The organism is Methylobacterium radiodurans (assembly GCF_003173735.1).
Classification (GTDB): domain Bacteria; phylum Pseudomonadota; class Alphaproteobacteria; order Rhizobiales; family Beijerinckiaceae; genus Methylobacterium; species Methylobacterium radiodurans.
In genome coordinates this window covers 1,283,821-1,307,625 of record NZ_CP029551.1, presented here as the reverse complement: position 1 = coordinate 1,307,625, position 23,805 = coordinate 1,283,821, and the positions used below count along the sequence as shown (strand labels likewise).

General features: G+C 72.1%; 24 protein-coding genes. 13 read left to right on the top strand and 11 right to left on the bottom strand.

The genetic code is table 11. The features are described 5' to 3' along the window. Positions 1-71 precede the first annotated feature (71 nt). On the top strand, positions 72-296 hold the full coding sequence (locus DK427_RS05825) for a hypothetical protein (RefSeq protein WP_109950431.1): 225 nt from the start codon (positions 72-74) through the stop codon (positions 294-296). A 6-nt stretch (positions 297-302) separates the two neighbouring features. Here the strand turns inward: DK427_RS05825 and DK427_RS05820 are convergent, their stop codons facing one another. Then, a complete protein-coding gene (locus tag DK427_RS05820) occupies positions 303-1,238 on the bottom strand; it encodes an alginate O-acetyltransferase AlgX-related protein (RefSeq protein WP_109950430.1) in 936 nt (311 codons plus the stop codon). Positions 1,239-1,312: 74 nt separating this feature from the next. Between DK427_RS05820 and DK427_RS05815 the strand changes: the two genes are divergently transcribed. From DK427_RS05815 to DK427_RS05805, 3 genes are read left to right on the top strand one after another with little or no spacing between them, the layout of a single operon-like run. Then, positions 1,313-2,422 (top strand): SPL family radical SAM protein, encoded by a 1,110-nt coding sequence (locus DK427_RS05815; RefSeq protein ID WP_245930817.1) that lies wholly within the window; start codon positions 1,313-1,315, stop codon positions 2,420-2,422. Between the two features lie 27 nt (positions 2,423-2,449). Further along, the gene (locus tag DK427_RS05810) at positions 2,450-2,965 is read left to right on the top strand and encodes a 2'-5' RNA ligase family protein (RefSeq protein WP_109950429.1); all 516 of its coding nucleotides are present in this window, start codon (positions 2,450-2,452) and stop codon (positions 2,963-2,965) included. Between the two features lie 44 nt (positions 2,966-3,009). Further along, entirely contained in the window at positions 3,010-3,720 is a 711-nt protein-coding gene (locus tag DK427_RS05805) for a phosphatase PAP2 family protein (RefSeq protein ID WP_109954028.1), read from the top strand. Between the two features lie 12 nt (positions 3,721-3,732). Here DK427_RS05805 and DK427_RS05800 read toward each other — a convergent pair whose 3' ends face one another. Further along, a complete protein-coding gene (locus DK427_RS05800) occupies positions 3,733-4,734 on the bottom strand; it encodes a hypothetical protein (RefSeq protein WP_109954027.1) in 1,002 nt (333 codons plus the stop codon). Positions 4,735-5,200: 466 nt separating this feature from the next. Between DK427_RS05800 and dnaK the strand changes: the two genes are divergently transcribed. Both dnaK and DK427_RS05790 read left to right on the top strand, forming a co-directional pair. Next, positions 5,201-7,120, top strand: a complete 1,920-nt coding sequence (gene dnaK, locus DK427_RS05795; RefSeq protein ID WP_109950428.1) for a molecular chaperone DnaK — start codon at positions 5,201-5,203, stop codon at positions 7,118-7,120. A 193-nt stretch (positions 7,121-7,313) separates the two neighbouring features. After that, positions 7,314-7,604 carry a hypothetical protein gene (locus DK427_RS05790; protein ID WP_109950427.1) on the top strand — a complete coding sequence of 97 codons (291 nt, stop codon included), beginning with the start codon at positions 7,314-7,316 and terminating at the stop codon, positions 7,602-7,604. A gap of 79 nt (positions 7,605-7,683) precedes the next feature. Here DK427_RS05790 and DK427_RS05785 read toward each other — a convergent pair whose 3' ends face one another. The 4 genes from DK427_RS05785 to DK427_RS05770 all read right to left on the bottom strand — a co-directional run bounded on the left by DK427_RS05785 (position 7,684) and on the right by DK427_RS05770 (position 11,539). Next, a complete protein-coding gene (locus DK427_RS05785; protein ID WP_109950426.1) occupies positions 7,684-8,121 on the bottom strand; it encodes an NfeD family protein in 438 nt (145 codons plus the stop codon). A 10-nt stretch (positions 8,122-8,131) separates the two neighbouring features. Further along, positions 8,132-9,109, bottom strand: a complete 978-nt coding sequence (locus DK427_RS05780; RefSeq protein WP_109950425.1) for an SPFH domain-containing protein — start codon at positions 9,107-9,109, stop codon at positions 8,132-8,134. Between the two features lie 110 nt (positions 9,110-9,219). After that, the gene (locus DK427_RS05775) at positions 9,220-10,443 is read right to left on the bottom strand and encodes a nuclease (protein ID WP_162559695.1); all 1,224 of its coding nucleotides are present in this window, start codon (positions 10,441-10,443) and stop codon (positions 9,220-9,222) included. A 268-nt stretch (positions 10,444-10,711) separates the two neighbouring features. Continuing rightward, entirely contained in the window at positions 10,712-11,539 is an 828-nt protein-coding gene (locus DK427_RS05770; protein ID WP_109950423.1) for a hypothetical protein, read from the bottom strand. 375 nt (positions 11,540-11,914) lie between these two features. On the opposite strand from DK427_RS05770, the gene DK427_RS05765 reads away from it, so the two are divergent. Continuing rightward, positions 11,915-12,847, top strand: coding sequence for a lipid kinase (locus DK427_RS05765; protein WP_109950422.1), 933 nt, complete (start codon positions 11,915-11,917; stop codon positions 12,845-12,847). Positions 12,848-12,898: 51 nt separating this feature from the next. After that, a complete protein-coding gene (locus tag DK427_RS05760; RefSeq protein ID WP_109954026.1) occupies positions 12,899-13,675 on the top strand; it encodes a TerC family protein in 777 nt (258 codons plus the stop codon). 18 nt (positions 13,676-13,693) lie between these two features. On the opposite strand, the gene DK427_RS05755 is transcribed toward DK427_RS05760, so the two are convergent. Further along, the gene (locus tag DK427_RS05755; RefSeq protein ID WP_109950421.1) at positions 13,694-14,092 is read right to left on the bottom strand and encodes a ComEA family DNA-binding protein; all 399 of its coding nucleotides are present in this window, start codon (positions 14,090-14,092) and stop codon (positions 13,694-13,696) included. 273 nt (positions 14,093-14,365) lie between these two features. Here DK427_RS05755 and rpmF point away from each other — a divergent pair, with 273 nt between their 5' ends. Continuing rightward, complete coding sequence (gene rpmF, locus DK427_RS05750) at positions 14,366-14,554, top strand: 50S ribosomal protein L32 (RefSeq protein ID WP_003601373.1); 189 nt, start codon at positions 14,366-14,368, stop codon at positions 14,552-14,554. Positions 14,555-15,017: 463 nt separating this feature from the next. Here rpmF and phaR read toward each other — a convergent pair whose 3' ends face one another. Beyond that, positions 15,018-15,635, bottom strand: coding sequence for a polyhydroxyalkanoate synthesis repressor PhaR (gene phaR, locus DK427_RS05740; RefSeq protein ID WP_109950419.1), 618 nt, complete (start codon positions 15,633-15,635; stop codon positions 15,018-15,020). Positions 15,636-15,915: 280 nt separating this feature from the next. Between phaR and DK427_RS05735 the strand changes: the two genes are divergently transcribed. The 3 genes from DK427_RS05735 (at position 15,916) to yddG (ending at position 18,944) form a co-directional block, all read left to right on the top strand. Further along, on the top strand, positions 15,916-17,100 hold the full coding sequence (locus tag DK427_RS05735) for an acetyl-CoA C-acetyltransferase (RefSeq protein WP_109950418.1): 1,185 nt from the start codon (positions 15,916-15,918) through the stop codon (positions 17,098-17,100). 177 nt (positions 17,101-17,277) lie between these two features. Continuing rightward, entirely contained in the window at positions 17,278-18,006 is a 729-nt protein-coding gene (gene phbB / locus DK427_RS05730; RefSeq protein WP_109950417.1) for an acetoacetyl-CoA reductase, read from the top strand. Between the two features lie 53 nt (positions 18,007-18,059). Further along, the gene (gene yddG, locus DK427_RS05725; protein ID WP_109950416.1) at positions 18,060-18,944 is read left to right on the top strand and encodes an aromatic amino acid exporter YddG; all 885 of its coding nucleotides are present in this window, start codon (positions 18,060-18,062) and stop codon (positions 18,942-18,944) included. A gap of 4 nt (positions 18,945-18,948) precedes the next feature. On the opposite strand, the gene DK427_RS05720 is transcribed toward yddG, so the two are convergent. Genes DK427_RS05720 through DK427_RS05710 form a run of 3 tightly spaced genes read right to left on the bottom strand, consistent with a single transcriptional unit; the run spans position 18,949 to position 20,465 of the window. Next, entirely contained in the window at positions 18,949-19,374 is a 426-nt protein-coding gene (locus DK427_RS05720; protein ID WP_425452592.1) for a cupin domain-containing protein, read from the bottom strand. Between the two features lie 49 nt (positions 19,375-19,423). Then, positions 19,424-20,221, bottom strand: a complete 798-nt coding sequence (locus tag DK427_RS05715) for a hypothetical protein (RefSeq protein ID WP_109950414.1) — start codon at positions 20,219-20,221, stop codon at positions 19,424-19,426. A 4-nt stretch (positions 20,222-20,225) separates the two neighbouring features. Further along, the gene (locus tag DK427_RS05710; RefSeq protein WP_109950413.1) at positions 20,226-20,465 is read right to left on the bottom strand and encodes a hypothetical protein; all 240 of its coding nucleotides are present in this window, start codon (positions 20,463-20,465) and stop codon (positions 20,226-20,228) included. Positions 20,466-20,689: 224 nt separating this feature from the next. On the opposite strand from DK427_RS05710, the gene DK427_RS05705 reads away from it, so the two are divergent. Next, positions 20,690-23,581: a phosphoenolpyruvate carboxylase gene (locus tag DK427_RS05705; protein ID WP_109950412.1), complete on the top strand. Its 2,892-nt coding sequence runs from the start codon at positions 20,690-20,692 to the stop codon at positions 23,579-23,581. Positions 23,582-23,805 lie beyond the last annotated feature (224 nt).

Sequence of the window (23,805 nt, the reverse complement as noted above, 5' to 3'; positions counted from 1 at the left end):
ATTTTCTGCTTTGTGCAGTGCACTCTTTTGTGCGTCGCACCATACGCCGCACCTGCCGCGCGGAGCCGTCGATGTCGTTCGCCCTCACCCTGCCGGTTGCCGAAGCCTCGCTGTTCACCCTCGGCTGCCTGCTGATTCACACCCTGCGCCGCCACGCCGATATCGTGACGGGGGCGCTTGCCTGCCTCCTGGTCCTCGTCACCGTCCTGCTGGCTCTGGCGGGCATGCCGGAATCGGTGCTGCGGGCCCAGACGGCGGCGCTGGAGAGCGGCGAGGCGATTCAGTTCCTCAACTAGGCGTCCTCAACTAGGCGGCACGCCGTCCGACCAGGGCGGCGTCCTGCCCCGCCGGCAGCCGGCGGCCACGTCGAAATCGTCGGCCGGCAGCCGGGCGAGGAAGCGCTCGGCCAGTTCGAAGAGCAGGATGTCCGGCCTGACCCGCGCGATGTAGTCCCAGTCGAGGGCCGCCGACCAGACGAAGTGCACCTCCGCGAAGCTCTCGGCGAGGTAGCCGGTGAGCAGGATCGGCGAGAAATGCGCGCAGGAATCGCCGAACAGAACCAGGCGGCGTGGGTCCGGGGCGCGGGCGTTCCGGTAGACCACGTGGGCGCCGATATGCAGGTCCTGGGCGCGGCCCTGCGCCTCGTAGGCCGCGAGCAGGGGCCCGGTCTCGACCCGCACCGCGTCGCGCAGGATGCGCGGGCGCCGCAGGCGCTCGGTCGGCCGGTGCGGCACCTTCTCGCCGAGATCGAGCACGGTCTCGTGGACGAAATCGGGCCGCTCGGCGATGTCGGCCGGCGGCACGGCGGCGAGCGCCCGCATGATCGCCCGGTAGGCGAGCAGGCAGCCCTCCACCGTCCAGTGCGTGTCGGTGCGCTGGTAGAGAGGCACCGGCCCGTCGCGGGCGGCACGAAGCGGCGCCAGCAGATCGAGATAGTAGGGCTTGCCGGCGAGCCGCCGGGCGAGCCGGCGCGTCGAGGCCCGGGCCGGGTCGTAGGGCAGGCCATCGGTCAGGTTCTCATAGACCGAGAGCTTCTCCGGCACGATCACGTGCAGGCAGCGGATGCCGAGCCGGGCGGCGCGGGCGGCCCGGGCCTCCATCAGCCGGGCCCAGGCGCGCAGGAGCCACCAGTGGCGCGGGCCCCGGGCGTAGCGGTCCATGACCCGGTTGCTGCCCCCGGTGAGGAACAGCCAGCCCTCGCGCCCCTCGTGCACGGTGTCCCAGCGTTTTCTGAACATGCGGGTGCTTTAGCCGCGGGGTCCGAGCCGCGATAGGCCGGAGCTTGGCCGTGCGGTGCGGCGTTCCCGCAGGAATGGAACCCGCCCTCGCCGAGATGCCGCTCCGAACCGGGCCTGCCGAGCGGCCGGCCCGACTCTGGCGCCCGCGGCGCGTCCTGGTGATGCCCGCCGCCCTGGAGCACGCCCACGGCCGCGCCATGCTGGCCCGCGCCGAGGCTCTGGGCCTGCCGGTCGAGCGCCTCGCCTCCAATCGGCTCACCGGCCTGCGCCAAGCGGATCCGCGCCGGGCCTATGCCGAGGCCAAGGCGACGCTGGCGATCGTGGTGGCGCCGCCGACGAAGCTCAAGCTCCAGCCGATCCCGCCCTCGGCCGACTGGCGCTTCGACCTCGCCGAGGGCTGCCCGGCCCATTGCCAGTACTGCTACCTCGCGGGCTCGCTCTCCGGCCCTCCGGTGACGCGGGTCTACGCCAATCTCGACGCGGTCCTGGACAATCTCGCGGGGTATGCCGGGCGCGGGGCCGTCACCTCGGCCCAGGAGGCGCGGGCCCACGAGGGCACCACCTTCGAGGCCTCCTGCTACACCGACCCGCTCGGCATCGAGCACCTGACCGGCTCGCTCTCGGCGGCGATCCGGCATTTCAGCGCCTGGCAGGCGCCGGTGGGCTTGCGCTTCACCACGAAGTTCGCGGCGGTCGAGCCGCTGCTCAACTTAGCCCATGGGCGGCGCACCCGCATCCGCTTCTCGGTCAACGCGCGGGGCGCCGCCCGCTACGAGGGCGGCACCGCCCCGCTCGACCAGCGGCTCCGGGCGATGCGGGCAGTCGCGCTGGCCGGCTACCCGGTCGGGCTCACGGTCGCGCCGATCCTGCCGATCCCCGACTGGCAGGCGGCCTACGCGGCGCTGATCCGGGAGGCGGCCGAGGCGCTGGCCGGCGTGCCCGACCTCGACCTGACGGCGGAGCTGATCACCCACCGCTTCACGCCGGGCTCCAAAGAAATCCTGCAGGGCTGGTATCCGGGCTCCGACCTGCCGCTCGACGAGGCGGAGAGGACGCGGAAATTCACCAAGTTCGGCTCGGTGAAATACGTGCTGCCGAAGGACCTGATGGCGGAGATGCGGGCCAGCCTCCACGCCGCGCTCGCCCGAGACCTGCCGATGGCCCGCGTGCTCTACTGGACCTGAGCGGACTTCGCGCCATCTCGGGATCCGATGTCCGACGCGCCCCTCATCCTGACCCTCGCCTTCGACGAGCCGACCTTTGCCCGGTTCGACGGGTTGCGGCGCCGCCATTTCCCCGAGGCGATCAACGTCATCCCGGCCCACGCCACCCTGTTCCACCACCTGCCGGGCGACCGCGAGCGGGCGGTGATCGAGACGGTGGCGAGCCTCGCTCGCACCGTGCCGCCGCCCGACGTCGCGGTGACGGGCCTGCGATTCACCGGGCGCGGCGTTGCCTACGTGCTGGAATCGGAGCCGTTGGCGGCCTTCCGGGCGCGCCTCGCTCAGGCCTTCGCGGACCATCTCACGCCGCAGGATGCTCAGGGCTGGCGTCCGCATGTCACGGTGCAGAACAAGGTCGATCCGAAGGTCGCCCGTGCGCTGCACGCCGACCTGCAGCAGGGCTTCGCGCCGTTCCGGTTCACGGCGCCGGGCCTCCTGCTCTGGCGCTATCTCGGCGGCCCCTGGGAGGAGGTCTCCCGCCTGTCATTCGGAGAGAACGCGTGAGGGCCTACGAGCATATCCGCGGCAACCCGCTCACCGGCCGCGCCATGCGGGTCTGGCTCTCCTTGCGCCTCAACGAGGTCGGCCCGCTGGTCGCGCTCCTCACCGTGAGCACGCTCGGCTACGGCTTCTTCGCGCTGGCCCAGGAGGTCGGCGAGGGCTCGACCGAGGCGCTCGACCGCAAGATCCTGCTGTCCCTGCGCAACCCGGCCGACCTCTCCGACCCGATTGGGCCGCGCTGGCTCGAGGAGACGATGCGCGACATCACCGGGCTCGGCAGCGTGTTCACCATCGTGTTCCTGACGGGCGCGGTGGCGGCCTACCTCGCCCTGTCCGGAAAGCTCCGGATCGGCGCCTTCGTGATCGGCGCGGTGGGCGGCGGCGAGATCGTCTCGACGGTCCTGAAGCTGTTCTACCATCGGCCGCGGCCGGACCTCGTGCCCCACGGCATGGAAGTGTTCACCGCGAGCTTCCCCTCCGGCCACGCGATGATGTCGGCGATCGCCTACCTGACGCTGGCGACGCTGCTCGCGCGCATCGACCCGCGGCGGCGGGTGAAGGCGCTGGTGCTGTTCCTCGGCGTCGCCATGACGGTGCTGGTCGGCGTCAGCCGGGTCTATCTCGGCGTGCACTGGCCGAGCGACGTGCTGGCCGGCTGGTGCGTCGGCGCCGCCTGGGCGGCGCTCTGCTGGTTCGTCGCCCTCCAGCTCCAGCGTCGCGGCGAGGTCGAGGCCCCGGATCCGCCGCCTCCGGCGTGAGCAGGTCCGGCGCTACTCGGCGACCGGGATCCCCGCCCCCGGCGCGTCCGGGTTCATCCCCTCCACCGCCGGCTTCCGGCGCGGGCGCGGCGTCGCGGCGGCGGCCGGCTGCGCGGCGGTGTTCACGCCGAGACGCGTGGCGAGCGCGAGTGCCCGGTTCTCGGTAAAGCGCAGGTGGCAGAAGCCGTGCGCGCCCTCGCGGGCGTAGGTGCGACAGAGCTGCTCCCGGTCGGAGGAGAAGGCCGCCTGCTCGGTCACGATCGGGCGGACGTCCTCGCGCCGCGCCCGCTGGGTCATCAGCTTGTAATTGTCACGCACCGCCTTGTCGGCGACGCCCCGGGCGGTGTCGAACTCAGCCGAGCGCGGGATCAGCCCGGCGGCGGCCGGGCCCCAGAGCCCCCGGGGCGTGGTGGTGCAGTCGGCCGCCGAGAAGGTGCAGGTCGGGCTGGGGCCCAGCGTCGTCACCAGCAGGCCGCCCTCCGTCACGTCGAAGCGCAGCGGGCACTCGGCCCCCGCCGCCTCGAAGCGCGGCACGCCCTCGGGACGCCCCTCCGACGAGAGCGCGACCGGGCTGCCGTTCGCCAGCGGCACCGCGCAGGACTCGGTCGGCTGCGAGATCTTGGTGCCCGGCAGCGTGATGCGGGCGGTCGTGGCGGTGCCGGCCCGCTCCAGCTTCAGCTTGCCCGCGAGCCCGTTGAGCTGCAGTTCCTGGCCCACGATCGCGTCCTCGGAGGGCACCTTCAGCACCACGGGCTTCGGAGGCGCGGCCGGGCGCGGCGCCTCGGCGGCGGGCGCGTTCGGGTCGCCCGGCAGCGGGTCGCCCGGCATCGGCGCGGGCTGGGGCGCGGGCGCGCCGCCCGGTACGCCGCGGGGCGGGACCGGGGGTCTGGCCGCACGGCCGATCCCGAACAGCTCCTCGAAGAAGTTCTGGGCCTGCGCCGCGGTGGGCAGCGCCGTCCCGGCGCCGAGCGCGGCGCCGAGGAGCGGGATCAGGAGGCTGCGGGTCGGACGCATCGAGTCCTTCGAGGCGGGAACGGGCACGGCGGGCCACGCGCCGGGGAGCCCGTTTCCCGGCGGGGGAGCGGGCGCCGTCATGCGGGCGGCTGAGCGACGCTAACACGCCATCGATGGCGCGGGCGTGGCAGCGAAGCAACAAAATCCGGGCGCACGGGCGCGGCGGCGGTGGTGCGGCGGCGCCGATTCCTCAATCCCGCCAGGGCGCTAGTGTGGGCGTTGCCCAAATCGCACGCCGGGTGCGGCCTCGCCTTGCGGGCCTTAGGCGCCCTTCTTATATCCGCTGCGACACGGGATTAAGCGCGGGTTTTTCGCCGGCTCCGGCCCTTGATCCGCCCCCCCTCCCGTACGCACATCACCAAACGTCGCACCGGCACGCTGCGCCGGCATCGTTGCGCCGCCATGGGCCGAGCTGCTTCGGGGCTCGGCGGTCTGCTTGAAACAGAACCAACAGAGGGATCCCACCATGGGTAAAGTCATCGGCATCGACTTGGGCACCACCAATTCCTGCGTGGCCGTCATGGAAGGCACGCAGCCCAAGGTCATCGAGAACGCGGAGGGCGCCCGCACCACCCCGTCCATCGTCGCCTTCACGGACGACGGGGAGCGCCTCGTCGGCCAGCCCGCCAAGCGGCAGGCCGTCACCAATCCGGAACGCACCTTCTTCGCCATCAAGCGTCTGATCGGCCGCACCTACGACGATCCGATGACGCAGAAGGACAAGGGCCTCGTGCCCTACAAGATCGTCAAGGGCGACAACGGCGACGCCTGGGTCGAGGCCGACGGCAAGAAGTACTCGCCCTCGCAGATCTCGGCCTTCACCCTTCAGAAGATGAAAGAGACCGCCGAGTCGCACCTGGGCGCACCGGTCACCCAGGCCGTCATCACGGTCCCGGCCTACTTCAACGACGCCCAGCGCCAGGCCACGAAGGATGCCGGCAAGATCGCCGGCCTCGAGGTGCTGCGCATCATCAACGAGCCGACCGCGGCGGCCCTCGCCTACGGCCTCGACAAGCGCAAGGCCGGCACCATCGCGGTCTACGACCTCGGCGGCGGCACCTTCGACGTGTCGATCCTCGAGATCGGCGACGGCGTGTTCGAGGTGAAGTCCACGAACGGCGACACGTTCCTGGGCGGCGAGGACTTCGATAACCGCGTGGTCGAGTACCTGACCGCGGAGTTCAAGCGCGAGCAGGGCATCGACCTGACGAAGGACAAGCTCGCCCTGCAGCGCCTGAAGGAGGCCGCCGAGAAGGCCAAGATCGAGCTGTCCTCGGCGACCCAGACCGAGATCAACCTGCCCTACATCACGGCGGACGCGACCGGGCCGAAGCACCTCGCGCTGAAGCTGTCGCGCGCCAAGTTCGAGAGCCTCGTGGACGACCTCGTGCAGCGCACGATGGAGCCCTGCCGCAAGGCGCTCAAGGATGCCGGCGTCTCGGCCTCCGAGGTGGACGAGGTGGTGCTCGTCGGCGGCATGACCCGCATGCCGAAGGTCCAGGAGGTGGTGAAGTCCTTCTTCGGCAAGGAGCCCCACAAGGGCGTCAACCCGGACGAGGTCGTGGCCATCGGCGCGGCGGTCCAGGCCGGCGTGCTCCAGGGCGACGTGAAGGACGTGCTGCTCCTCGACGTCACCCCGCTCTCGCTCGGCATCGAGACGCTGGGCGGCGTGTTCACCCGTCTCATCGACCGCAACACCACGATCCCGACCAAGAAGTCGCAGGTCTTCTCCACGGCCGAGGACAACCAGAACGCGGTCACCATCCGGGTCTTCCAGGGTGAGCGCGAGATGGCGGCCGACAACAAGCTGCTCGGTCAGTTCGACCTCGTCGGCATCCCGCCGGCGCCCCGCGGCATGCCGCAGATCGAGGTGACCTTCGACATCGACGCCAACGGCATCGTGAACGTTACGGCCAAGGACAAGGCGACGAACAAGGAGCACCAGATCCGCATCCAGGCTTCGGGCGGCCTGTCCGACGCCGACATCGACCGGATGGTGAAGGACGCCGAGGCCAATGCCGAGGCCGATAAGCGCCGCCGCGAACTGGTCGAGGTGAAGAACCAGGGCGAGAGCCTGATCCACGCCACCGAGAAGTCGGTAAAGGAATACGGCGACAAGGTCTCGCAGGGCGACCGCGACGGCATCGAGACCGCGACCACGGCGCTCAAGACGGCGCTCGAGGGCGAGGACGTCGAGACCATCAAGGCCCGCACCACGGACCTGATGCAGGCCTCGATGAAGCTTGGCGAGGCGATGTACGCGGCCAATCAGGCCGCGGGCCCGGACGCCGCGGCGGGCGCTCAAGGCGCGGAGGCCAAGAAGGACGACGTCATCGACGCGGACTTCCAGGAGGTCGACGAGAAGGACCAGAAGAAGCGGGCCTGATCCCGTATCTTCAAAGATGCCGAGGGGGCCGGAGCGATCCGGCCCCTTTTTTCATGTCCGCACGGATGATCGCCGCCGTATCCGCGTGGGTCCTCGAGCGCACGAGAACCGTGTCCGGAGACGGTTTTTCTCTGAACGGCCATCGGTCTCGGGCGTTGAGAGCCGAGACGACAAGAACGGAGGATAGTTCGCCATGCAGATCAAGACGATCTCTGTTGCCGCCGCGCTGGTGCTCGGCCTCTCGGGCGCCGCGCTAGCCCAGAGCACGCAGCCCGGTGCCGCAGGCGCGAGCGACCCGGCCATGCGCAGCGGCCAGGGCACGGACCGCTCGATGAACCGGATGGACCCGAACACGATGCCGGGCAGCACCGGCTCGACCGGCCGCGAGGGCGGCATGGGCAACATGGGCGGCGGCACCGGCGCCAGCAGCAACACCGGAGTCGGCATGGGCAACCAGGGCGCGAACCAAGGCGCGCGCCAGTAAGCCCCGAACGCACGGGACTCGACGAGGGCCGGGGAGCAATCCCCGGCCCTCTCTTCTATCGTGCTGCCCTTTGCGGGCGTCAGGCCGCGATCACCGTCAGCACCGTGCCGGTCATCCCGGTCACCCGGATGCGTGCGCCCGCCGGGAGATCCGGCCCGCTGACGCGCCAGTAGGTGTCGTCGAAGCGCGCCGCGCCCGCGCCGCCGACGATCGCCTCGGCCAGCACACCCTCGCGCCCGACGAGGCCGCGGTCCGCCCGGTTGAGCGCGCTCGCCGGGCGGCGGCGGTCGAGCCGGGTCGCGAGGCCGACGCAGAGGATCGAGAGCAAGGCCCAGGCGAGGAGCTGCGCCTGCCAGGGCATCGGCACCGCGGCCGCGGCGAGCCCGGTCAGCACGGCGGCAAGCCCGAGCCAGATCAGGAACACGCCCGGCAGCGCCAGCTCGGTCGCCGCCAGGATAAGGCCGGCGATGATCCAGAGCCAGGCGGGCTCGAGGGCGGCGGCGAGGTCGGCCGGCATCCCGGGCCTCTCAGCTCCGTGCCGTCCCGGCATTCGGCGGCGCGCCCGCCCGCCGGGCGGAAGCCGCCTCGCCGAACACGCTGCGGCTGATCTCCGCGATGCCCCCGAGCGTTCCGGCGAGCGCGGCCGCCTCGATCGGCACCACCACGACGCGCTGGTTCGGGGCAGTGGCCAGCGCGCGCACGGCGTCCACGTACTTCTCGGCCACGAGGAAGTTCGCCGCCGCGAGGTCGCCCTTTGCGATCGCCTCGCTGACCAGGCTCGTCGCCCGCGCTTCGGCCTCCGCCGAGCGCTCGCGCGCCTCCGCGTCGCGGAAGGCGGCCTCGCGCCGCCCTTCCGCCTCGAGGATCGCCGACTGCTTGCGCCCCTCCGCCCGCAGGATCTCGGCCTGCCGCTGCCCCTCCGCCTCCAGCACGGAGGCGCGCTTCTCCCGCTCCGCCTTCATCTGGCGGGCCATGGCGCCCGCGAGGTCGGCGGGCGGCACGATGTCCTTGATCTCGATGCGGGTCATCTTCACGCCCCAGGGCGCGGCGGCGGCGTCCATCACCCGCAGAAGGCGCTCGTTGATCTCGTCGCGGTGGGAGAGCAGCTGGTCGAGGTCCATCGAGCCGACGACGGTGCGGATGTTCGTCATCGTCAGGGTCAGCATGGCGACGTCGAGGTTGGCGACCTCGTAGGAGGCGCGCGCCGCGTCGAGCACCTGGTAGAACACCACCGCGTCGATGGTGACGCCGGCATTGTCGCGGGTGAAGGCCTCCTGGCTCGGAACCTCGATCACCTGCTCCATGATGTTCACCCGCCGCCCGATCCGCTCGACGAAGGGCGTGATCACCCCGAGCCCGGCCTCGAGGTTGCGCGCGTAGCGGCCGAAGCGCTCGACCGTGTAGACGTGCCCCTGCGGCACGATGTTGATCCCGGCCGCGAGCGTCATCACGACGAGCACCGCCGCGACGACGGCGAACACGCTCAATCCCACCGAGAGGTCCATATCCTGCCCCCGCGCCCGTCCCCGGCCCGCATTGAGGCGGAGCAGCGTAGGCAGCGCAAGGTAGCCCAGCCCGGGCGCGGGCGAAAAGCGCAGGGCCGCCAGCGCTTCCGTCAGCGCTTCCAGACGCCGAGCCGCTCGCTGCGAGCATGGTCCTCGGCGGCGACGAGTTCGGGGGTGGCTTCCGGCGAGGCGCGCCCGCCGCCGTTGAAGAGCACCACCTCGGAGAGGTCGCGGCCCTCGATCTGGCAGAGCTGGTTCTCGCTGCCCGGCACCGGCTGGCAGGTCACCGGGCGGTTGTTGATGTAGCGGGTGAGTTCCTCGGCCTGCCCGCCGCGCACCCACTCGACCCCGAAGAGCCGCACGAGCTTGCCGTTGAGGCGGAGCGTCGCGGTGTCGATGACCTGCGCCTGGCCGGTGACCGCGTTCGGCGGCGGGCGCGGCGCCTCCTCGGGCTGCGACTCGGTCTCGGCGGGCGGCGCCTCGGCGGGTGCGGCGGCCTGAGATTGGGTCTGCGGCTGAGGCGGCTGACCATCCGCTGCGGCCTGCTGCTGCGGTACGGCGGCGTCCTCGCCCGAGCCGCGCCAGGAAAGGACGAGCCCCGCCCCGACGCAGAGCGCGAGGACGGCCGCGGCGACGCCCGCAACCCGGCGGGACGAGAGCCCGCCCAGGCCGCCGTGGCGCCAGTCATCCAGGCCGTCGCGAAGCCGCCGCAGCCGGTCCTGCGCGCCTTCGCGCCAGGCGGGCGCCCCGGCCGCGATCCCGTCGCCGGAGGTGCCCTCCACGCCGCGGCGGCTGTCGAGGCGCGCCCTCAGGCCGGAGAAGGCCGCGGCAGCGGATTGCGCGAGCGCCCGTCCCTGCTCCGAGGAGCGCTCGGCCAGCGCCCGCGCGCGCTCAGACTGGGTCTCGACGAAACGGGCGGTCGCTGCCCGCATCTCGGCGGCGTTGGCACTGAGGCCGGTCTCGGGGACAGGCTCGGCCGGTGCGGGCTCGGGCTCGGGCGGCAGGAACAGCGCCGGGTGCCGCGCGGCGAGCTCATCGAGGAGGTCGGCGAGCGTCAGCGGACGCGCCACGCCCGCCGCCTCGCGCGTCCGCGGCAAGCCGTGCCGGTCGATCACCCGGTAGCCGGGCTGCTCCCCCAGCGGCTCGACGGCGGCGGAGACCAGCAGTTCGAGGGTGCGGAGCGCCACGGGGCGCGGCCGGCGGCGCTCGATCTCGGTCCGGATCTGTGCCTGCAGCCCGGCCCGCTCCGCGCCGTCGAGCACGGGGCGCCGCGCCTCGGTGCCGTCCGCTCCGTCCGCCGCTGTCGGGCCTGAAGCCGCCATTGAAACCGCCATGGGGTCCGATCTAGAGCACGATGCGGAAAAGTGGAATCCGGGTTTCCGAAATCATCGTGCGACCACAAAGAGATAGAGCGTGCTGCTGTTTCCGTGAAAATGCAGCACGCTCTAGAGCGCTCTCCGCCGAAGTGGAAGCCGGTTCGGCGAGAGAGCACGGCAAAACAAGAGCTTGGAGCCGGTCCTGATTGCGACGCGATCGGGACCGGCTCCAAGCATCCGCGACCGAACTGTCCCGCGGGTCCGGCGAAACAATGATGCGGAGGCCTCAGGCGCTCCGGCCCGGACCCGCCGCCCCGGCACTCACGGCGCCGCGGTGCAGGACCCGGCTGGTCTCCGAGACGATGACGGGGCGAGGTCCGGCGAGGCTCACCTCCATCACCACCTCGGCGACTCCCTGCGAGACCGCGCCGCGTCCCGGGCTCGCCGCCCGGAAGACCACCTCAGCCCGCACCACGCAGGTCGCGAGCGCCCCGTTGCAGAAGGTGCGCATGCCGCGCGGCTCGTAGCGCCGCTCCGGCCAGCGTCGGGCGAAGTCCCGCTTCTCCGCCATCACGGCGCGCAAGGTCACCGTGCGGCCGTGGAAGCGCACCTGCTCCCCGTAGAAGCGCGGGGCACTGGCCACGATGGTGGGGTTGGGCGCCGAGACCGCGTCGAAATAATCCGCCACGAGACCCTGCGCCGCCCCGGCCCAGTCGGTGAGGCGCGGCTCGGGCCGCGACGCAGGCGACGCGGGCGGCGCCGCGGGCGGTGCGGCCTGCACGGGCGGCGTGTCGGCGAGCCGGCGCTGGCGGCGGTGGCGCTCCATTCGGCGCTCCTGGCGCTCGGCCTGCTGCGTCCCGCGGGCCATGCGGGCGGGGCGCTCCCGCGCGGGCTCCACCGCCTCGGCTTCCGCGGGGGCGGAGCGGGCCTGAGGCGCCGCGGAGGGCGCGGCCGCGGGCGCGGCGGGCTCCGGCCGGGTCTCGGCGGGCGTGGTCGGCGTCGCGGAGCGGGCCGGCGGATCGACCCAGCCGGACTGCGCGCGCGCGCCGCCGACGGCGAGCATTCCGGCCGCGAGGGCGAGGCTCAGGGTGGCGAGGGAGGAGGCAGGGCGCATGGATCTCACCGGGGCGCGGCGGAGCGGGGACGTGCCGGGGCGACACGGCGTGAAACGCGTCCGGGTGGGGACGGGGTTCCGACTCCGTGCCCGCAACGGCCCCGGCGACGGCTCGACGCTACACCTCGACGCCACGCCTCTTACCAGCCCAGACCGGGCGGCGCGGACACACCGGCCGGGCAACGCCCCGTCATCCCCGCACCCACGGAAATCCACAGTCCGGGACCGGGCGGGGTTGAGATCGGGCGCCGCACACCCAAGTTTGGCCTGAACCCGGGTCCGGGCTCCTCTGGCGGCCGAGGCGTCGGCCGTGATGTCGGACCGCTTCCCTGCCTTTGCGCTGACGCGGCGCGAACGCACCGGAGTGTCCGTTCCTTGCCCCCCACCCAGCCCCCCTCCGGGCAGCCGCGCCGCGCCCTCCTGATCTGCAACGCCAAGGCTCGCAACGGACGCTTCGATCTCGAGGAGATCCGCACCGTCCTGCGCGCCGGGGGCATCGAGCCGGTCGAGCCGCCGCCCGGCGACTGCAAGGCGCTGATCACCGCCCATGCGGGGTCGGTCGATCTCGTCATCCTGGGCGGGGGCGACGGCACCATGAACGCCGCGGCCGAGGCGCTGGTCGAGACCAAGCTGCCGCTGGGCATCCTGCCGCTGGGCACAGCCAACGACCTCGCCCGCTCCCTCGGGATCCCGATCGATCCGGTGGCCGCCGCCCGCCTCATCACCACCGCTGAGGCGCGGCCTGCCGATCTCGGCTGGGTCAACGGGCACTACTACTTCAACGTGGCGAGCATCGGCTTCTCGGCGGAGCTCGCGGGCGAGCTGACCGCCGAATCGAAGAAGGCCTGGGGCGTGCTCGGCTACGCGGTCGCGGCCGTGCGGGTGCTGCGCCGGGTGCGGCCCTTCACGGTCACGATCGAGCACGACGGGCAGACGGAGCGGGTCACCACCATCCAGGCCTCGGTCGGCAACGGGCGCCATTACGGCGGCGGCATGACCGTGGAGGCGGAGGCGGCGGTCGACGACGGTAAGCTCGACTTCTACAGCCTGGAGGTCGCCCACTGGTGGCGGCTCCTCGCCCTGCTGCCGGCGCTGCGCCGCGGCACGCAAGGACGGGCGCGGGACGTACGCGCCTTCAAGACCACGGAGATCCGCCTCTCCACCCGCAAGCGGCGGCCAGTGAACACGGACGGCGAGCTGACCACCTACACGCCGGCCCATTTCAAGGTGGTGCCGAAGGTCATCCGCATCTTCGCCCCCGGGCCGGAGGCGCGTCCGAGCGCCCGCGACAGTCTGCTCCCCCTCTGATCGCGACCCCTTCCGCCTGCCACGGAGACCGCACCGTTGCTCGACAACCTGATGCAGCTCGCCGCCGATCCGACCGTCTGGGCCGCGCTCGCCACCCTCGTCGTGATGGAGGTGGTGCTCGGCATCGACAACCTGATCTTCATCTCGATCATCACCAACAAGCTGCCGGCCGCGCAGCAGCAGCGGGCGCGCCGCATCGGCATCGGCCTCGCCCTGGTGCTGCGGCTGGGCCTGCTCGGCACGGTCGCCTTCATCGTGCAGCTCACCCAGCCGGTCTTCGAGGTCTTCGGCAAGGCCTTCTCCTGGCGCGACCTCATCCTGATCGCGGGCGGCCTGTTCCTGCTCTGGAAGGCCACCAAGGAGATTCACGAGAGCGTCGATCCGGATTCGGAGAAGACGGGCCCCGGGGCGCCTCTCGGCTTCTCGGCGGCGATCGGCCAGATCCTGCTGCTCGATCTCGTCTTCTCGATCGACTCGATCATCACGGCGGTCGGCATGACCGAGCATGTGCCGGTCATGATGATTGCGGTGATTGCCGCCGTGACGGTGATGCTGCTCGCCGCGGACCCGCTCTCACGCTTCATCGCCCACAACCCGACCGTGGTGATGCTGGCACTCGGCTTCCTCATCATGATCGGCATGGTGCTGATCGCGGAGGGCTTCGGGGCGCACGTGCCGAAGGGCTACATCTACACCGCGATGGCCTTCTCGGCGGGCGTGGAAGGCCTCAACATGCTGGCCCGGCGGCGCAAGCGCGCCCGGGCTGGCCAGGGCGAGCCCCCGGCACCGCGGATCGACACGGTCCAGAAGAGGGCGGGCCGCGCCTGAGGCGCGGCCGCCCGGGCTCTACTTCTGCTTGGCGATGACCTTGTCCTTGATCCCCTCGTAGACGCTCTCGGGCAGAATCTTCTTCGAGACGAGTTCGTCCTTGCCGCGATAGGGGCGGCCCTTGATGATCGCGGCCGAGCGCGCGGCTCCGATGCCGGGCAGCGCGTCGAGTTCGGCGGCGCTGGCGCTGTTGAGGTCGATGAGCGCCGTCTTGGCGGCGTTCGGCGAGCCCGCGACCGGGGCGCTCGGGGCCTTCGGCGCGGCTGGGGCGGCGGGTGCCGCGGGGCTGGGCTTCGTCGGCGCGGCGGGGCTGGGCGCGGTCGGGGCGGTCGCCGGGGTCTGGGCGAGGGCCGGTGCGGCGGCCAGCGCGGTCAGCAGGGCGAGCGTGCGCAGGATGGGGCGGGTGGACGAGACCATGGCGGTTCTCCCGAAACGTCCCGGCCTCATGGACGAGACCGGCCGCGAGAACGTGGTCCTCCCCGCTTGAACTGCCGCTTAACGCGGAGCGCGATTTGCGTTAAGCGCGGGCCGTCCGCGGGTCGGGCGGGCGGCCTCTAGTCAGGGACGTTCGCCGACGCTATAAGCGCGCCCTCGAATCCCCGTGTCCGGCGGTGCACGCGGCGCTCCTCGCTCCGAGGAGCTGCCCGAGCGCCGCTTTGCCGTCATCCGCCAGATCGAAGGATTGATCCCATGGCCGTTCCGAAGCGAAAGACCTCCCCCTCCCGCCGCGGCATGCGCCGCTCGGCGGACGCCCTCAAGGCCCCGACCTATGTCGAGGACAAGGATTCGGGCGAGCTGCGCCGTCCGCACCACATCGACCTGAAGACCGGCATGTACCGCGGCCGTCAGGTCCTGAAGGTCAAGTCGGCCGAGGCCTGAGACCGCGTTCGACCGGCGCGGCCGGGGTCGCGGTCCTTCTCCGGGATCAGGCGACCCGCCGCGCCGCGTCCGCGTAGAGCGCCGCGGCCCGCCGGGCCCGCTCCATCCGCGAGGGCCGCAGCGTCGGGTCCGCACCCGCCAGGAGCTGCGCCACGAAGCCGACCTGCGGCCGTGCGCTGCCCGGACTTCTGGGATCCCAAGAACCTGAAGCGCCCTGCCCCGCGGACCGCGCGTCCGAGACGGGGACGATCGCGCGCGCCGTATCGGACGCCGGGCGCGGCTGCGCGGTGGCGGGTCGTACCGCTCCGGGACGCTGGCTTGGCTCGATCCGGGACATCGCCTCGCACCCTCCGCGGCTGTTCCGCGGATCCGTGCAAGCGTTGGGCCGACGTTAAGGTTTCGTCAACCTTTGCGTGCCCCGACGCCGCAGGAGCGTGAGGCGAGGAGCGGGCGCCGCAGCGCCCTACTTCTTCGCGAGCGCCTCGAGCCGCTCCTGCATCGCGAGCATCTGGCGCTTCAGCTCGTCCAGCTCGCCGCTGCTCGTCACCTGCGCAGGGGGGCTTGCGGGCTTCGGGGCGGCGGGCGCCGTTCCTTGCGCGGCGCCGGCACTGAGGCCCGTGAACATCTTCATGGCGTCCCCGAAGAACGACATGTTGGTGCGCACCTGCTGCTCCAGCGCGTTCTGGAAGGCGGCCGGGCCGAAGCCGGTCCCGAAGCCAGTACCGAATTTTTCGCGAAGCCCGTCCTGATCCCGGGCGAAATTCGCCATCGAGAATTCGAGGAAGCTCGGCACCATCGTGCGCATGCTGTCGCCGTAGAAGCGGATCAGCTGGCGCAGGAAGGCCACCGGCAGCAGGTTGTCGGCCCCCGCCTTGTTCTCCTGCTCGAAGATGATCTGCGTCAGCACCGACCGGGTAATGTCCTCGCTGGTGCGCGCGTCGTACACGACGAAGTCCTCGCCGTTCTGCACCATAGTCGCGAGGTCTTCGAGGGTGACGTAGGTCGAGGTGCCGGTGTGATAAAGGCGCCTGTTCGCGTACTTCTTGATGACGGTCTGATGGACCTTGACGCTGTCCGCCATCTCTGCGGCCTCTCCCGAACCTGACGGCGCGACCGCCCGCACACCGGCAGCCGCCCGTGGACCTTAAGGCTTTCGTGCGGCGTCGAAAACCGCAATCTGGCACCTTTCCCGGCACAATCATGCATAACGGGCCGGCAAAGCCAACTTTTCGTCCTGCGCCGGCCGTCGGGGCCGGCCGTTAAGGCGGCTTGACTTCGCCGGGCACAGGCCCTTCATCCCATCAACGGACCAGAGTGCGGCCAACTGTGAAGCCGCGCCGGCCGCCAGAGGAGAACGCAAGATGGCAGGCAGCGAGGAGATCGTCATCGTCGGTGCGGCGCGCACCCCGGTGGGCTCGTTCGGCGGCGCGTTCGGCAGCATGCCCGCGCACGAACTCGGCAAGGTGGCGATCCAGGCGGCGCTGGAGCGGGCCAAGGTCTCGCCCGACGAGGTGGACGAGGTGATCTTCGGCCAGGTGCTCACCGCGGGCGCCGGCCAGAACCCGGCCCGCCAGGCCGCTATTGCGGCCGGCATCCCCGAGAAGGCCACCGCCTGGGGCGTCAACCAGGTCTGCGGCTCGGGGCTGCGCACCGTGGCGATCGGCATGCAGCAGATCGCCAACGGCGATGCCACCGTCATCGTGGCGGGCGGACAGGAATCCATGTCGCTCGCGCCCCACGCGCAGTACCTGCGCGGCGGCCAGAAGATGGGCGACGTCAAGCTCGTCGACACCATGATCAAGGACGGCCTCTGGGACGCCTTCAACGGTTACCACATGGGCCAGACCGCCGAGAACGTGGCCCAGGCCTTCCAGCTCACCCGCGAGCAGCAGGACCACTTCGCGACCCGCTCGCAGAACAAGGCCGAGGCCGCCCGCAAGGAGGGCCGCTTCAAGGAGGAGATCGCCCCCGTCACGGTGCCCGGCAAGAAGGGCGACACGGTTGTCGACACGGACGAGTACATCCGCGACGGCGCCACCATCGAGGCGATGGCCAAATTGAAGCCCGCCTTCGCCAAGGACGGCACGGTCACGGCCGCCAACGCCTCGGGCCTCAACGACGGCGCCGCCGCGCTGGTGCTGATGTCGGCCTCCGAGGCCGAACGGCGCGGGCTCACCCCGCTCGCCAAGATCAAGTCCTGGGCGACCGCGGGCGTCGACCCGAAGGTGATGGGCACCGGCCCGATCCCGGCCTCGCGCAAGGCCCTCGACAAGGCCGGCTGGAAGCCCTCCGACCTCGACCTGATCGAGGCCAACGAGGCCTTCGCGGCCCAGGCGCTCGCGGTCAACAAGGACATGGGCTGGGACGACCAGAAGGTGAACGTCAACGGCGGCGCCATCGCCATCGGCCACCCGATCGGCGCCTCGGGCGCCCGCGTCCTCGTCACTCTGCTGCACGAGATGAAGCGGCGCGACGCCAAGAAGGGCCTCGCCACGCTCTGCATCGGCGGCGGCATGGGCGTCGCCATGTGCCTCGAGCGGCCCTGACCGCCGGGGGTTCCGGCGCGGGGCGGGACAACCCGTCCCCACTGAAACGCTTTCAACCGACGCTCAAGAATAAATTCGGTGCGCGGTCCGCGCGCGATGGGCAAGATGCGCCCAGCGCGCGGGGGCACGCCGCCCCCGGTTGAGCAGCAATCCAAACAAGAACATCCGGAGGAAACCATGGCTCAAGGACGCGTCGCCCTCGTCACCGGCGGCACCCGCGGCATCGGCGCGGCGATCTCGAAGCGGCTGAAGGACAAGGGCTATCAGGTGGCCGCCAATTACGGCGGCAACGACGAGGCCGCCAACGCCTTCAAGGCCGAGACCGGCATCCCGGTCTTCAAGTTCGACGTGGGCGACCTCGCGAGCTGCGAGGCCGGCATCAAGGCGATCGAGGCCGAGCTCGGACCGATCGACGTGCTGGTCAACAACGCCGGCATCACCCGCGACGGCGCCTTCCACAAGATGACCTTCGAGAAGTGGCAGGCGGTGATCCGCACCAACCTCGACTCGATGTTCACCGTCACCCGCCCGCTGATCGACGGCATGCGCGCGCGCAATTTCGGCCGCGTCATCATCATCTCGTCGATCAACGGCCAGAAGGGCCAGGCCGGCCAGACCAACTACTCGGCCGCCAAGGCGGGCGTGATCGGCTTCGCCAAGGCGCTCGCCCAGGAGAGCGCCGCGAAGGGCATCACCGTCAACGTGGTGGCGCCGGGCTACATCGCCACCGAGATGGTGATGGCGGTGCCCGAGGACATCCGCAACAAGATCATCTCGACGATCCCGACCGGCCGCCTCGGCGAGGCCGACGAGATCGCCCACGCGGTCGAGTACCTGGCCAGCGACGAGGCCGGGTTCATCACCGGCTCGACGCTGACCGTCAACGGCGGCCAGCACTTCGTCTGACGCATGCCCTCTCATCGGCCCGGCGTGCTAGCGCCGGGCCGATGAGACACGGGATGACGCACGCAACGGCGACCACCCTCGGTTTCGGCGCGATCCTGCTCTGGTCGCTGCTGGCCGTCCTCACGGCGGCCTCGGGCGCGGTGCCGCCCTTCCAGCTCGCCGCAATGACTTTCGCGCTGGGCGGCCTTCTCGGCTGCGCCTCCTGGCTCGTGCGGCCGCAGGGATTCCGGGCCCTGCGCCAGCCCTGGCCGGTCTGGCTGCTGGGGGTCGGCGGCCTGTTCGGCTACCACGCGCTCTACTTCGCCGCGCTCCGCCTCGCCCCTCCCGCCGAGGCCGGGCTGATCAACTATCTCTGGCCGCTCCTCATCGTGCTGTTCTCGGCGCTGCTGCCGCGGGCGGGCGGGCTGCGGAGCGCGCATCTGCTCGGGGCCGGGCTCGGGCTCGCGGGCGTGATCGCGCTGTTCACGGGCCGCGGGACCCTCGATTTCGCGGCTGGCGCCGTGCCGGGCTACGCCGCCGCCTTCGCCGCCGCCTTCGTCTGGTCGGGCTACTCGGTGCTCTCGGCCCGGGTCGGCGCTGTGCCGACCGACGCGGTCGCGGGCTTCTGCCTTGTGACGGCCGCGCTGAGCCTTCTCTGCCATCTCGCCGTCGAGACCACGGTTTGGCCCGCGGACGCGGCGGAATGGGGCGCCGTCGCCGCCCTCGGCGTCGGGCCGATCGGTGCCGCCTTCTACCTCTGGGACATCGGCGTGAAGCGCGGCGACATCCGGCTCCTCGGGGTCGCGGCCTACGCGGCGCCGGTTCTCTCGACCCTGCTCCTCGTCGCGACCGGCTACGCGCCGGCCACGCCCGCACTGGCGCTCGCCTGCGCCCTCATCGTCGCCGGCGCCCTGGTGGCGGTCCGGGCCTCCCGGGCGCAGGGCCGCGCCGCGCTCTGACGCCTCAGCGCGGCGTCGGCCGCCAGTCCGGCGGCGCCATCTCGAACCCTGCGAAGTCGAAGCCCGGCGCGACGGTGCAGCCGACGAGCGTCCAGGCGCCGAGGCTCGTCGCGGTCTGCCAGTGCCCGGCCGGCACCACGTGCTGCGGGCGCTGCCCGCGGGCGAGGTCGGGGCCGAGATGGTGGGCCGACGCGTCGTGCCCGTTCGGGCTGACCGTGAGGACCAGAGGGGCGCCCGCGTACCAGTGCCAGATTTCCGCGGCGTCGACCCGGTGCCAGGCCGAGACCTCGCCGACGTCGAGCAGGTAGTAGATCGCCGTGCCGACCGAGCGGCCGTCCACGGTCCTGGGATCGCGAAAGGTCTCGCGGTAGTGCCCGCCCTCCGGATGGGGCGCGAGCCCCAGGGCCGCGATCACCTGCGCGGCCGACATCGCCTGGTTCATGCGCTGCGGTCTCCTCGTCGCGGCTGCCCCGCCACGCTCACTCGGTGATGGCGCCCTGCGGCAGGCTGAAACCGGCCGGCACCTTGGGCGCCGCCCTGGCCTGACCGCGCGCGGGCGCCTCGCCGGCGGGTTTCGGCGCGGCCTCCCGCGTCTTCGCCGGACGGGCCGGCTTCGGCTCCTTGCGGGCGGCGACGGGCGGGGGCGCCTTCACGGCGGGCGCCTCGGTGCATTCACGGAAGCCCAGACGCGCCACGGGGCGGCCCTCCTCCGAGACGATGGTCAGCGGGTCGGGCAAGGCCGGAAGCCCCTCCTGCCAGCGGATCGCGGTGCCGAGCTGGGCCTCGATCGCGCCCGGCGGGCCGCCGCGCCGCAGCGCGGAGAGGTCGGGGCCGTAGGCGGTCGCCAGCTTGCCGCCGATGGCCACCTGCAGCACCTCGGTCGTCTCCGGCGTGAGGGGGCGCAGCGGGTTCTCGACCTGCGCCCGGCCGACCCGGGTCACGAACACCTCGCCCCCCTTCTCGCCCTCGAAGCGCGCCGCCTTCGCCCCGCAGGCGATGGTGGGCGGGGCCGCGAAGGTCGCGTCGAGGGGAGCGCGGTCGATGGCCGGCGCCCGAAGGGGCTCGGCGGCGCGCGGCTCGGGCGCCTGGGGAACCGGCGCCGGCTCGGCCTTGGGTTTGGACTCGGCCTTGGGTTTGGGGGCCGGTTTCGCCGGCTTCGGACGCGCCGCCTTCGGGGCGGGGGCCTCCTCGGGCGCGGGCGCGTCCTGAGCCCGGACCACGCACGGGAACCCGAGCGCGAGCGCGGCGACGAGCGTTGCGGCGAGCGTGCGCACCATCGGCTCAGGCCTTCTCGCCGGGTCGTCCGGGCGGGGTCCGGACCGGCTCGGCGTCCAGCACCTCGGCGGAGCGGTCGATCGGGCTGCGGATAGGGCCGACCCGGGTGAGCAGATCCTCGTCGCGCGCGTCGAGCTCGCTGTCGAGCCGCAGCGGAGGGCGCCGGCCCTGGGCCGACATCCGAACCACGATCACGCCCGCGACCGTGCAGGCGAGCACTGCGCCCAGGATCAGGAGGAGTTCCATGCGGACGAACCGTTACCCGAAGCGCACGCCTCTTGCACCTGCCCGCGCGCTGCGCGATCACGCGGCGCGGCGGAACGGACCTTGCAAGCAGACTTTGCTTGCGGACCGTACAAGCGGACCTTGCCAAAGGATCTGCACCGGAGCCGCGCCCCGGCGCGCCGGGCAAGAATTGCGACGGCCGCTCCGGCGGACCGAACGACCTCACAGGGAGCCGGGACCGATCGATGCGCGAGACCGAGCGGAGCCGAAGCCCCGAAGAGCTTGAGACCCATCTGCGCGGTCTGATCGAGACCTCCCGCGAGCAGGCGGCGGAGGACCCGTTCCGCAACCCCGTCCTCGCTGTGACGCTGGCGATCACTCGCCGGTTCGACCGGGGCGAGATCGCCGAGGGCGACCTCGACGCCCTGTTCGTGCGCCTGCGCGCCCAGGCGCTGGCCGAGCGGGCCGGGCGCCTGCGGACCTATGTGGGGCTCAACGGGGCGCCCGAGGACCGGGAGGACGCGGACGCAGCGGTGCCCGCCCGCCTCGTCGCCGCCGTGCCGCAGGGTTCTGGCGATTTCGAGACGTTCCGCGAGCGCGTCGGCCGCACCGCCTTCGCGATCGTCTTCACCGCCCATCCGACCTTCGGCATGCCCCGCGCGGTGGCAGCCCTCCTCGCCCGCAGCGCCAGCCTCGCCGACCCCGCCGCGCGCGAGCCGCTGCTCGCGGAGGCCGCGGCCTTATCGACCCGGCCCGACCCGAAGATCAGCCTCGACGACGAGTTCGACCAAGCCTGCATCGCCGCCAATAACGCCCGCGCGGCGCTCGACGGCTTCAACGGCGCGCTTCTCGACGCCGCCCGCCGCCGCTGGCCCGACCGCTGGACCGAGCTGGTGCCGCGCCCGCTGGCGGTGGCGAGCTGGGTCGGCTGCGACACCGACGGGCGCACCGATATCGGCTGGTGGGACACCCTGCGCTACCGGCTCGAATCGAAGCGGATGCAGTTCGACCGGGTGCTGCGCCAGCTGCCGCAGGTCCCGGCGACGCAGGTGGCCCGCACCCTCGCCGAGAACGCCCTCAGCGCCGTCAACCGGCAACTCACGGTGGCGCCGAGACTCGGCGAGAAGCCTTCGCTCGAGGCGGTCCACCGCTTCGCCCTCGCGGTGATCATCGAGCGCGAGCGCGCCCAGACCGATGCGGGCGCGCTGCTCGCCGCGCTCGCGGGCGCGATCGGCGCCGCCGAGGCCGAGGCGGACAAGCGGGCGATCGCGGTGCTGCGCGCGGGCGTGGCGACCCACGGCCTCTCGAACGCGCTGCCTCATTTCCGGCTCAACGCCAGCCAGATCCACAACGCGGTCCGCCGCGTCACCGACGTCGAGGGCGAGCCCGCCGACCCGGCCCAGCGCCGCTCCCACCTCGCCACGATCCACGCGCTCCTCAACGACGTGGCGCCGGTCGCGGTCGATTTCGGCGCGCTCGCGGCCGAGCGGGCGTCTGCCGCGCGGCTGATGATGACGATCGCCCAGATCCTCAAACACGTGGACGGCACCCATCCGGTGCGCTTCCTCATCGCCGAGACCGAGACCGGCTACACCCTGCTCGCCGCCCTCTGGCTCGCCCGGCACTACGGCATCGCGGACAAGCTGGAGATCACGCCCCTCTTCGAGACGGCCGAGGCGCTGGAGCAGGGCATCCGGGCGCTCGACGACGCGCTGCGCAACCCGCACTGGCGGCAATACCTCAAGCGCATCGGCCGCCTCACCGTTCAGTTCGGCTACTCGGATTCGGGCCGCTACGTCGGGCAGCTCGCCGCCACCTTCTGGATCGAGCGCCTGCGCCTGCGCATCACCGAGCTGATGGTGCAGAACGGCCTCGCCGACATCGAGCTGGCGATCTTCGACACGCACGGCGAGTCGATCGGGCGCGGCGCCCACCCGACATCCCTGCGCGACCGCCTCGCCTACCTCGCCCCCGAGGACGCGCGGGCGCGCAACCGGGCGGCGGGCATCCGGGTGCGCCTCGAATCGAGCTTCCAGGGCACGGACGGCTACCTGCTGTTCGGCTCCCCCGCGCTCGCCGAGGCCAGCGTCGCGCGGGTCGCCGAGCACGTCTACGCCCTCGACCTCGCCGAGGACGACGCCTTCGCCGACTACGCGCTGGCCGAGCCGAAGGCCGGCCCGGACGCAGCCCGCGATCCGGTCTACGCCGAGACCGACTTCGCGCTCGAGTTCTTCACGGCCGTGCGCCAGGAGATGGAGTCGCTCGTCGAGGATCCGGGCTACGCGGCCCTGCTCGGCACCTTCGGCCCGAGCCTGATCGACCGCACCGGCTCGCGGCCGGTGGCGCGCCAGAGCGACGCAGGCGGACCGGCGCTGATCACCCATCCGCGCCAGATGCGGGCGATCCCCAACAACGCGATCCTGCAGCAGCTCGGCTACCTGGCGAACTCGCTCCACGGGCTCGGCCGGGCGGCGGAGCGGGCGCCGGACATCTTCGCCGAGATGCGCCGCGACTCGGTGCGCTTCTCGCGCGCCTTCCGGCTCGCCCAGCACGCCGCGAGCGTCGGCGACCTCGACGTGCTGCGCGCCTATATCGACACGCTCGACCCGGCCGTCTGGCTGGAGCGGGCACGCCGCACGCGGAAGGAGGGACGCCGCGAGGAACTGATCACCGTCGCGCGCAGCCTGGAGCGGCTCGACCTCGCGCCGGCCCTGCGCCGCCTGTTCGGGCGCCTCACCTGCGACTGGCTCGGGCTGCAGGCCGCCGCGCCCGACCTGAGGAAGATGTCGGTGCGCCTCACCCTGCTGCACGCGCTGCGCCTCGCCCTGATCCACCGGATCTGGTTCACGGCGGTGCACATCCCGAGCTTCCGGCCGCAGGCGGGGGTGAGCCGCGAGCAGTTGCTGGAGCGCTTCCTGCGCCTCGACATCGATGCCAGCCTCGCCTTGCTCGACGAGATCTTCCCCGTCACGCCGGACCCGACGCTGGGCCTCAATTTCGGCGAGCCGGCGGGTCCGCGGGATGTGGGCACCTACGAGGCCGAGCATACCGGCCTGTTCCAGCCGATCCGGCGCATGTTCGCGCAGGTGCGCGAGATCTCCGGGATGATCCAGCACGAGGTCGGCGCCTTCGGGTAGCGGGATCCCCAAGGGCCAAGGCCCTTGGGCGGGGTCCAGGGGCGCGAAGCCCCTGGCTTGGGATCGCCGACCCGGCAAAGCCGGGATGGCGATCCCAAATGCAGGGCTCTGCCCTGCACCCGCCAAAGGTCTCGACCTTTGGGATCTGGGACGATAACGCGGCCGGAGGGTGCGGCCGGAAATCGGCATCCCCATATGCCGCCTGGCTCGCGCGGCGTCGCGGA

Excerpts from the sequence above, each read along its gene's own strand:
- DK427_RS05825 (WP_109950431.1), top strand. The coding sequence starts at position 72 with ATGTCGTTCGCCCTCACCCTGCCGGTTGCCGAAGCCTCGCTGTTCACC.
- DK427_RS05820 (WP_109950430.1), bottom strand. The coding sequence starts at position 1,238 with ATGTTCAGAAAACGCTGGGACACCGTGCACGAGGGGCGCGAGGGCTGG.
- DK427_RS05815 (WP_245930817.1), top strand. The coding sequence starts at position 1,313 with ATGGAACCCGCCCTCGCCGAGATGCCGCTCCGAACCGGGCCTGCCGAG.
- DK427_RS05810 (WP_109950429.1), top strand. The coding sequence starts at position 2,450 with ATGTCCGACGCGCCCCTCATCCTGACCCTCGCCTTCGACGAGCCGACC.
- DK427_RS05805 (WP_109954028.1), top strand. The coding sequence starts at position 3,010 with ATGCGGGTCTGGCTCTCCTTGCGCCTCAACGAGGTCGGCCCGCTGGTC.
- DK427_RS05800 (WP_109954027.1), bottom strand. The coding sequence starts at position 4,734 with ATGCGTCCGACCCGCAGCCTCCTGATCCCGCTCCTCGGCGCCGCGCTC.
- dnaK (WP_109950428.1), top strand. The coding sequence starts at position 5,201 with ATGGGTAAAGTCATCGGCATCGACTTGGGCACCACCAATTCCTGCGTG.
- DK427_RS05790 (WP_109950427.1), top strand. The coding sequence starts at position 7,314 with ATGCAGATCAAGACGATCTCTGTTGCCGCCGCGCTGGTGCTCGGCCTC.
- DK427_RS05785 (WP_109950426.1), bottom strand. The coding sequence starts at position 8,121 with ATGCCGGCCGACCTCGCCGCCGCCCTCGAGCCCGCCTGGCTCTGGATC.
- DK427_RS05780 (WP_109950425.1), bottom strand. The coding sequence starts at position 9,109 with ATGGACCTCTCGGTGGGATTGAGCGTGTTCGCCGTCGTCGCGGCGGTG.
- DK427_RS05775 (WP_162559695.1), bottom strand. The coding sequence starts at position 10,443 with ATGGCGGTTTCAATGGCGGCTTCAGGCCCGACAGCGGCGGACGGAGCG.
- DK427_RS05770 (WP_109950423.1), bottom strand. The coding sequence starts at position 11,539 with ATGCGCCCTGCCTCCTCCCTCGCCACCCTGAGCCTCGCCCTCGCGGCC.
- DK427_RS05760 (WP_109954026.1), top strand. The coding sequence starts at position 12,899 with ATGCAGCTCGCCGCCGATCCGACCGTCTGGGCCGCGCTCGCCACCCTC.
- DK427_RS05755 (WP_109950421.1), bottom strand. The coding sequence starts at position 14,092 with ATGGTCTCGTCCACCCGCCCCATCCTGCGCACGCTCGCCCTGCTGACC.
- rpmF (WP_003601373.1), top strand. The coding sequence starts at position 14,366 with ATGGCCGTTCCGAAGCGAAAGACCTCCCCCTCCCGCCGCGGCATGCGC.
- phaR (WP_109950419.1), bottom strand. The coding sequence starts at position 15,635 with ATGGCGGACAGCGTCAAGGTCCATCAGACCGTCATCAAGAAGTACGCG.
- DK427_RS05735 (WP_109950418.1), top strand. The coding sequence starts at position 15,916 with ATGGCAGGCAGCGAGGAGATCGTCATCGTCGGTGCGGCGCGCACCCCG.
- phbB (WP_109950417.1), top strand. The coding sequence starts at position 17,278 with ATGGCTCAAGGACGCGTCGCCCTCGTCACCGGCGGCACCCGCGGCATC.
- yddG (WP_109950416.1), top strand. The coding sequence starts at position 18,060 with ATGACGCACGCAACGGCGACCACCCTCGGTTTCGGCGCGATCCTGCTC.
- DK427_RS05720 (WP_425452592.1), bottom strand. The coding sequence starts at position 19,374 with ATGTCGGCCGCGCAGGTGATCGCGGCCCTGGGGCTCGCGCCCCATCCG.
- DK427_RS05715 (WP_109950414.1), bottom strand. The coding sequence starts at position 20,221 with ATGGTGCGCACGCTCGCCGCAACGCTCGTCGCCGCGCTCGCGCTCGGG.
- DK427_RS05710 (WP_109950413.1), bottom strand. The coding sequence starts at position 20,465 with ATGGAACTCCTCCTGATCCTGGGCGCAGTGCTCGCCTGCACGGTCGCG.
- DK427_RS05705 (WP_109950412.1), top strand. The coding sequence starts at position 20,690 with ATGCGCGAGACCGAGCGGAGCCGAAGCCCCGAAGAGCTTGAGACCCAT.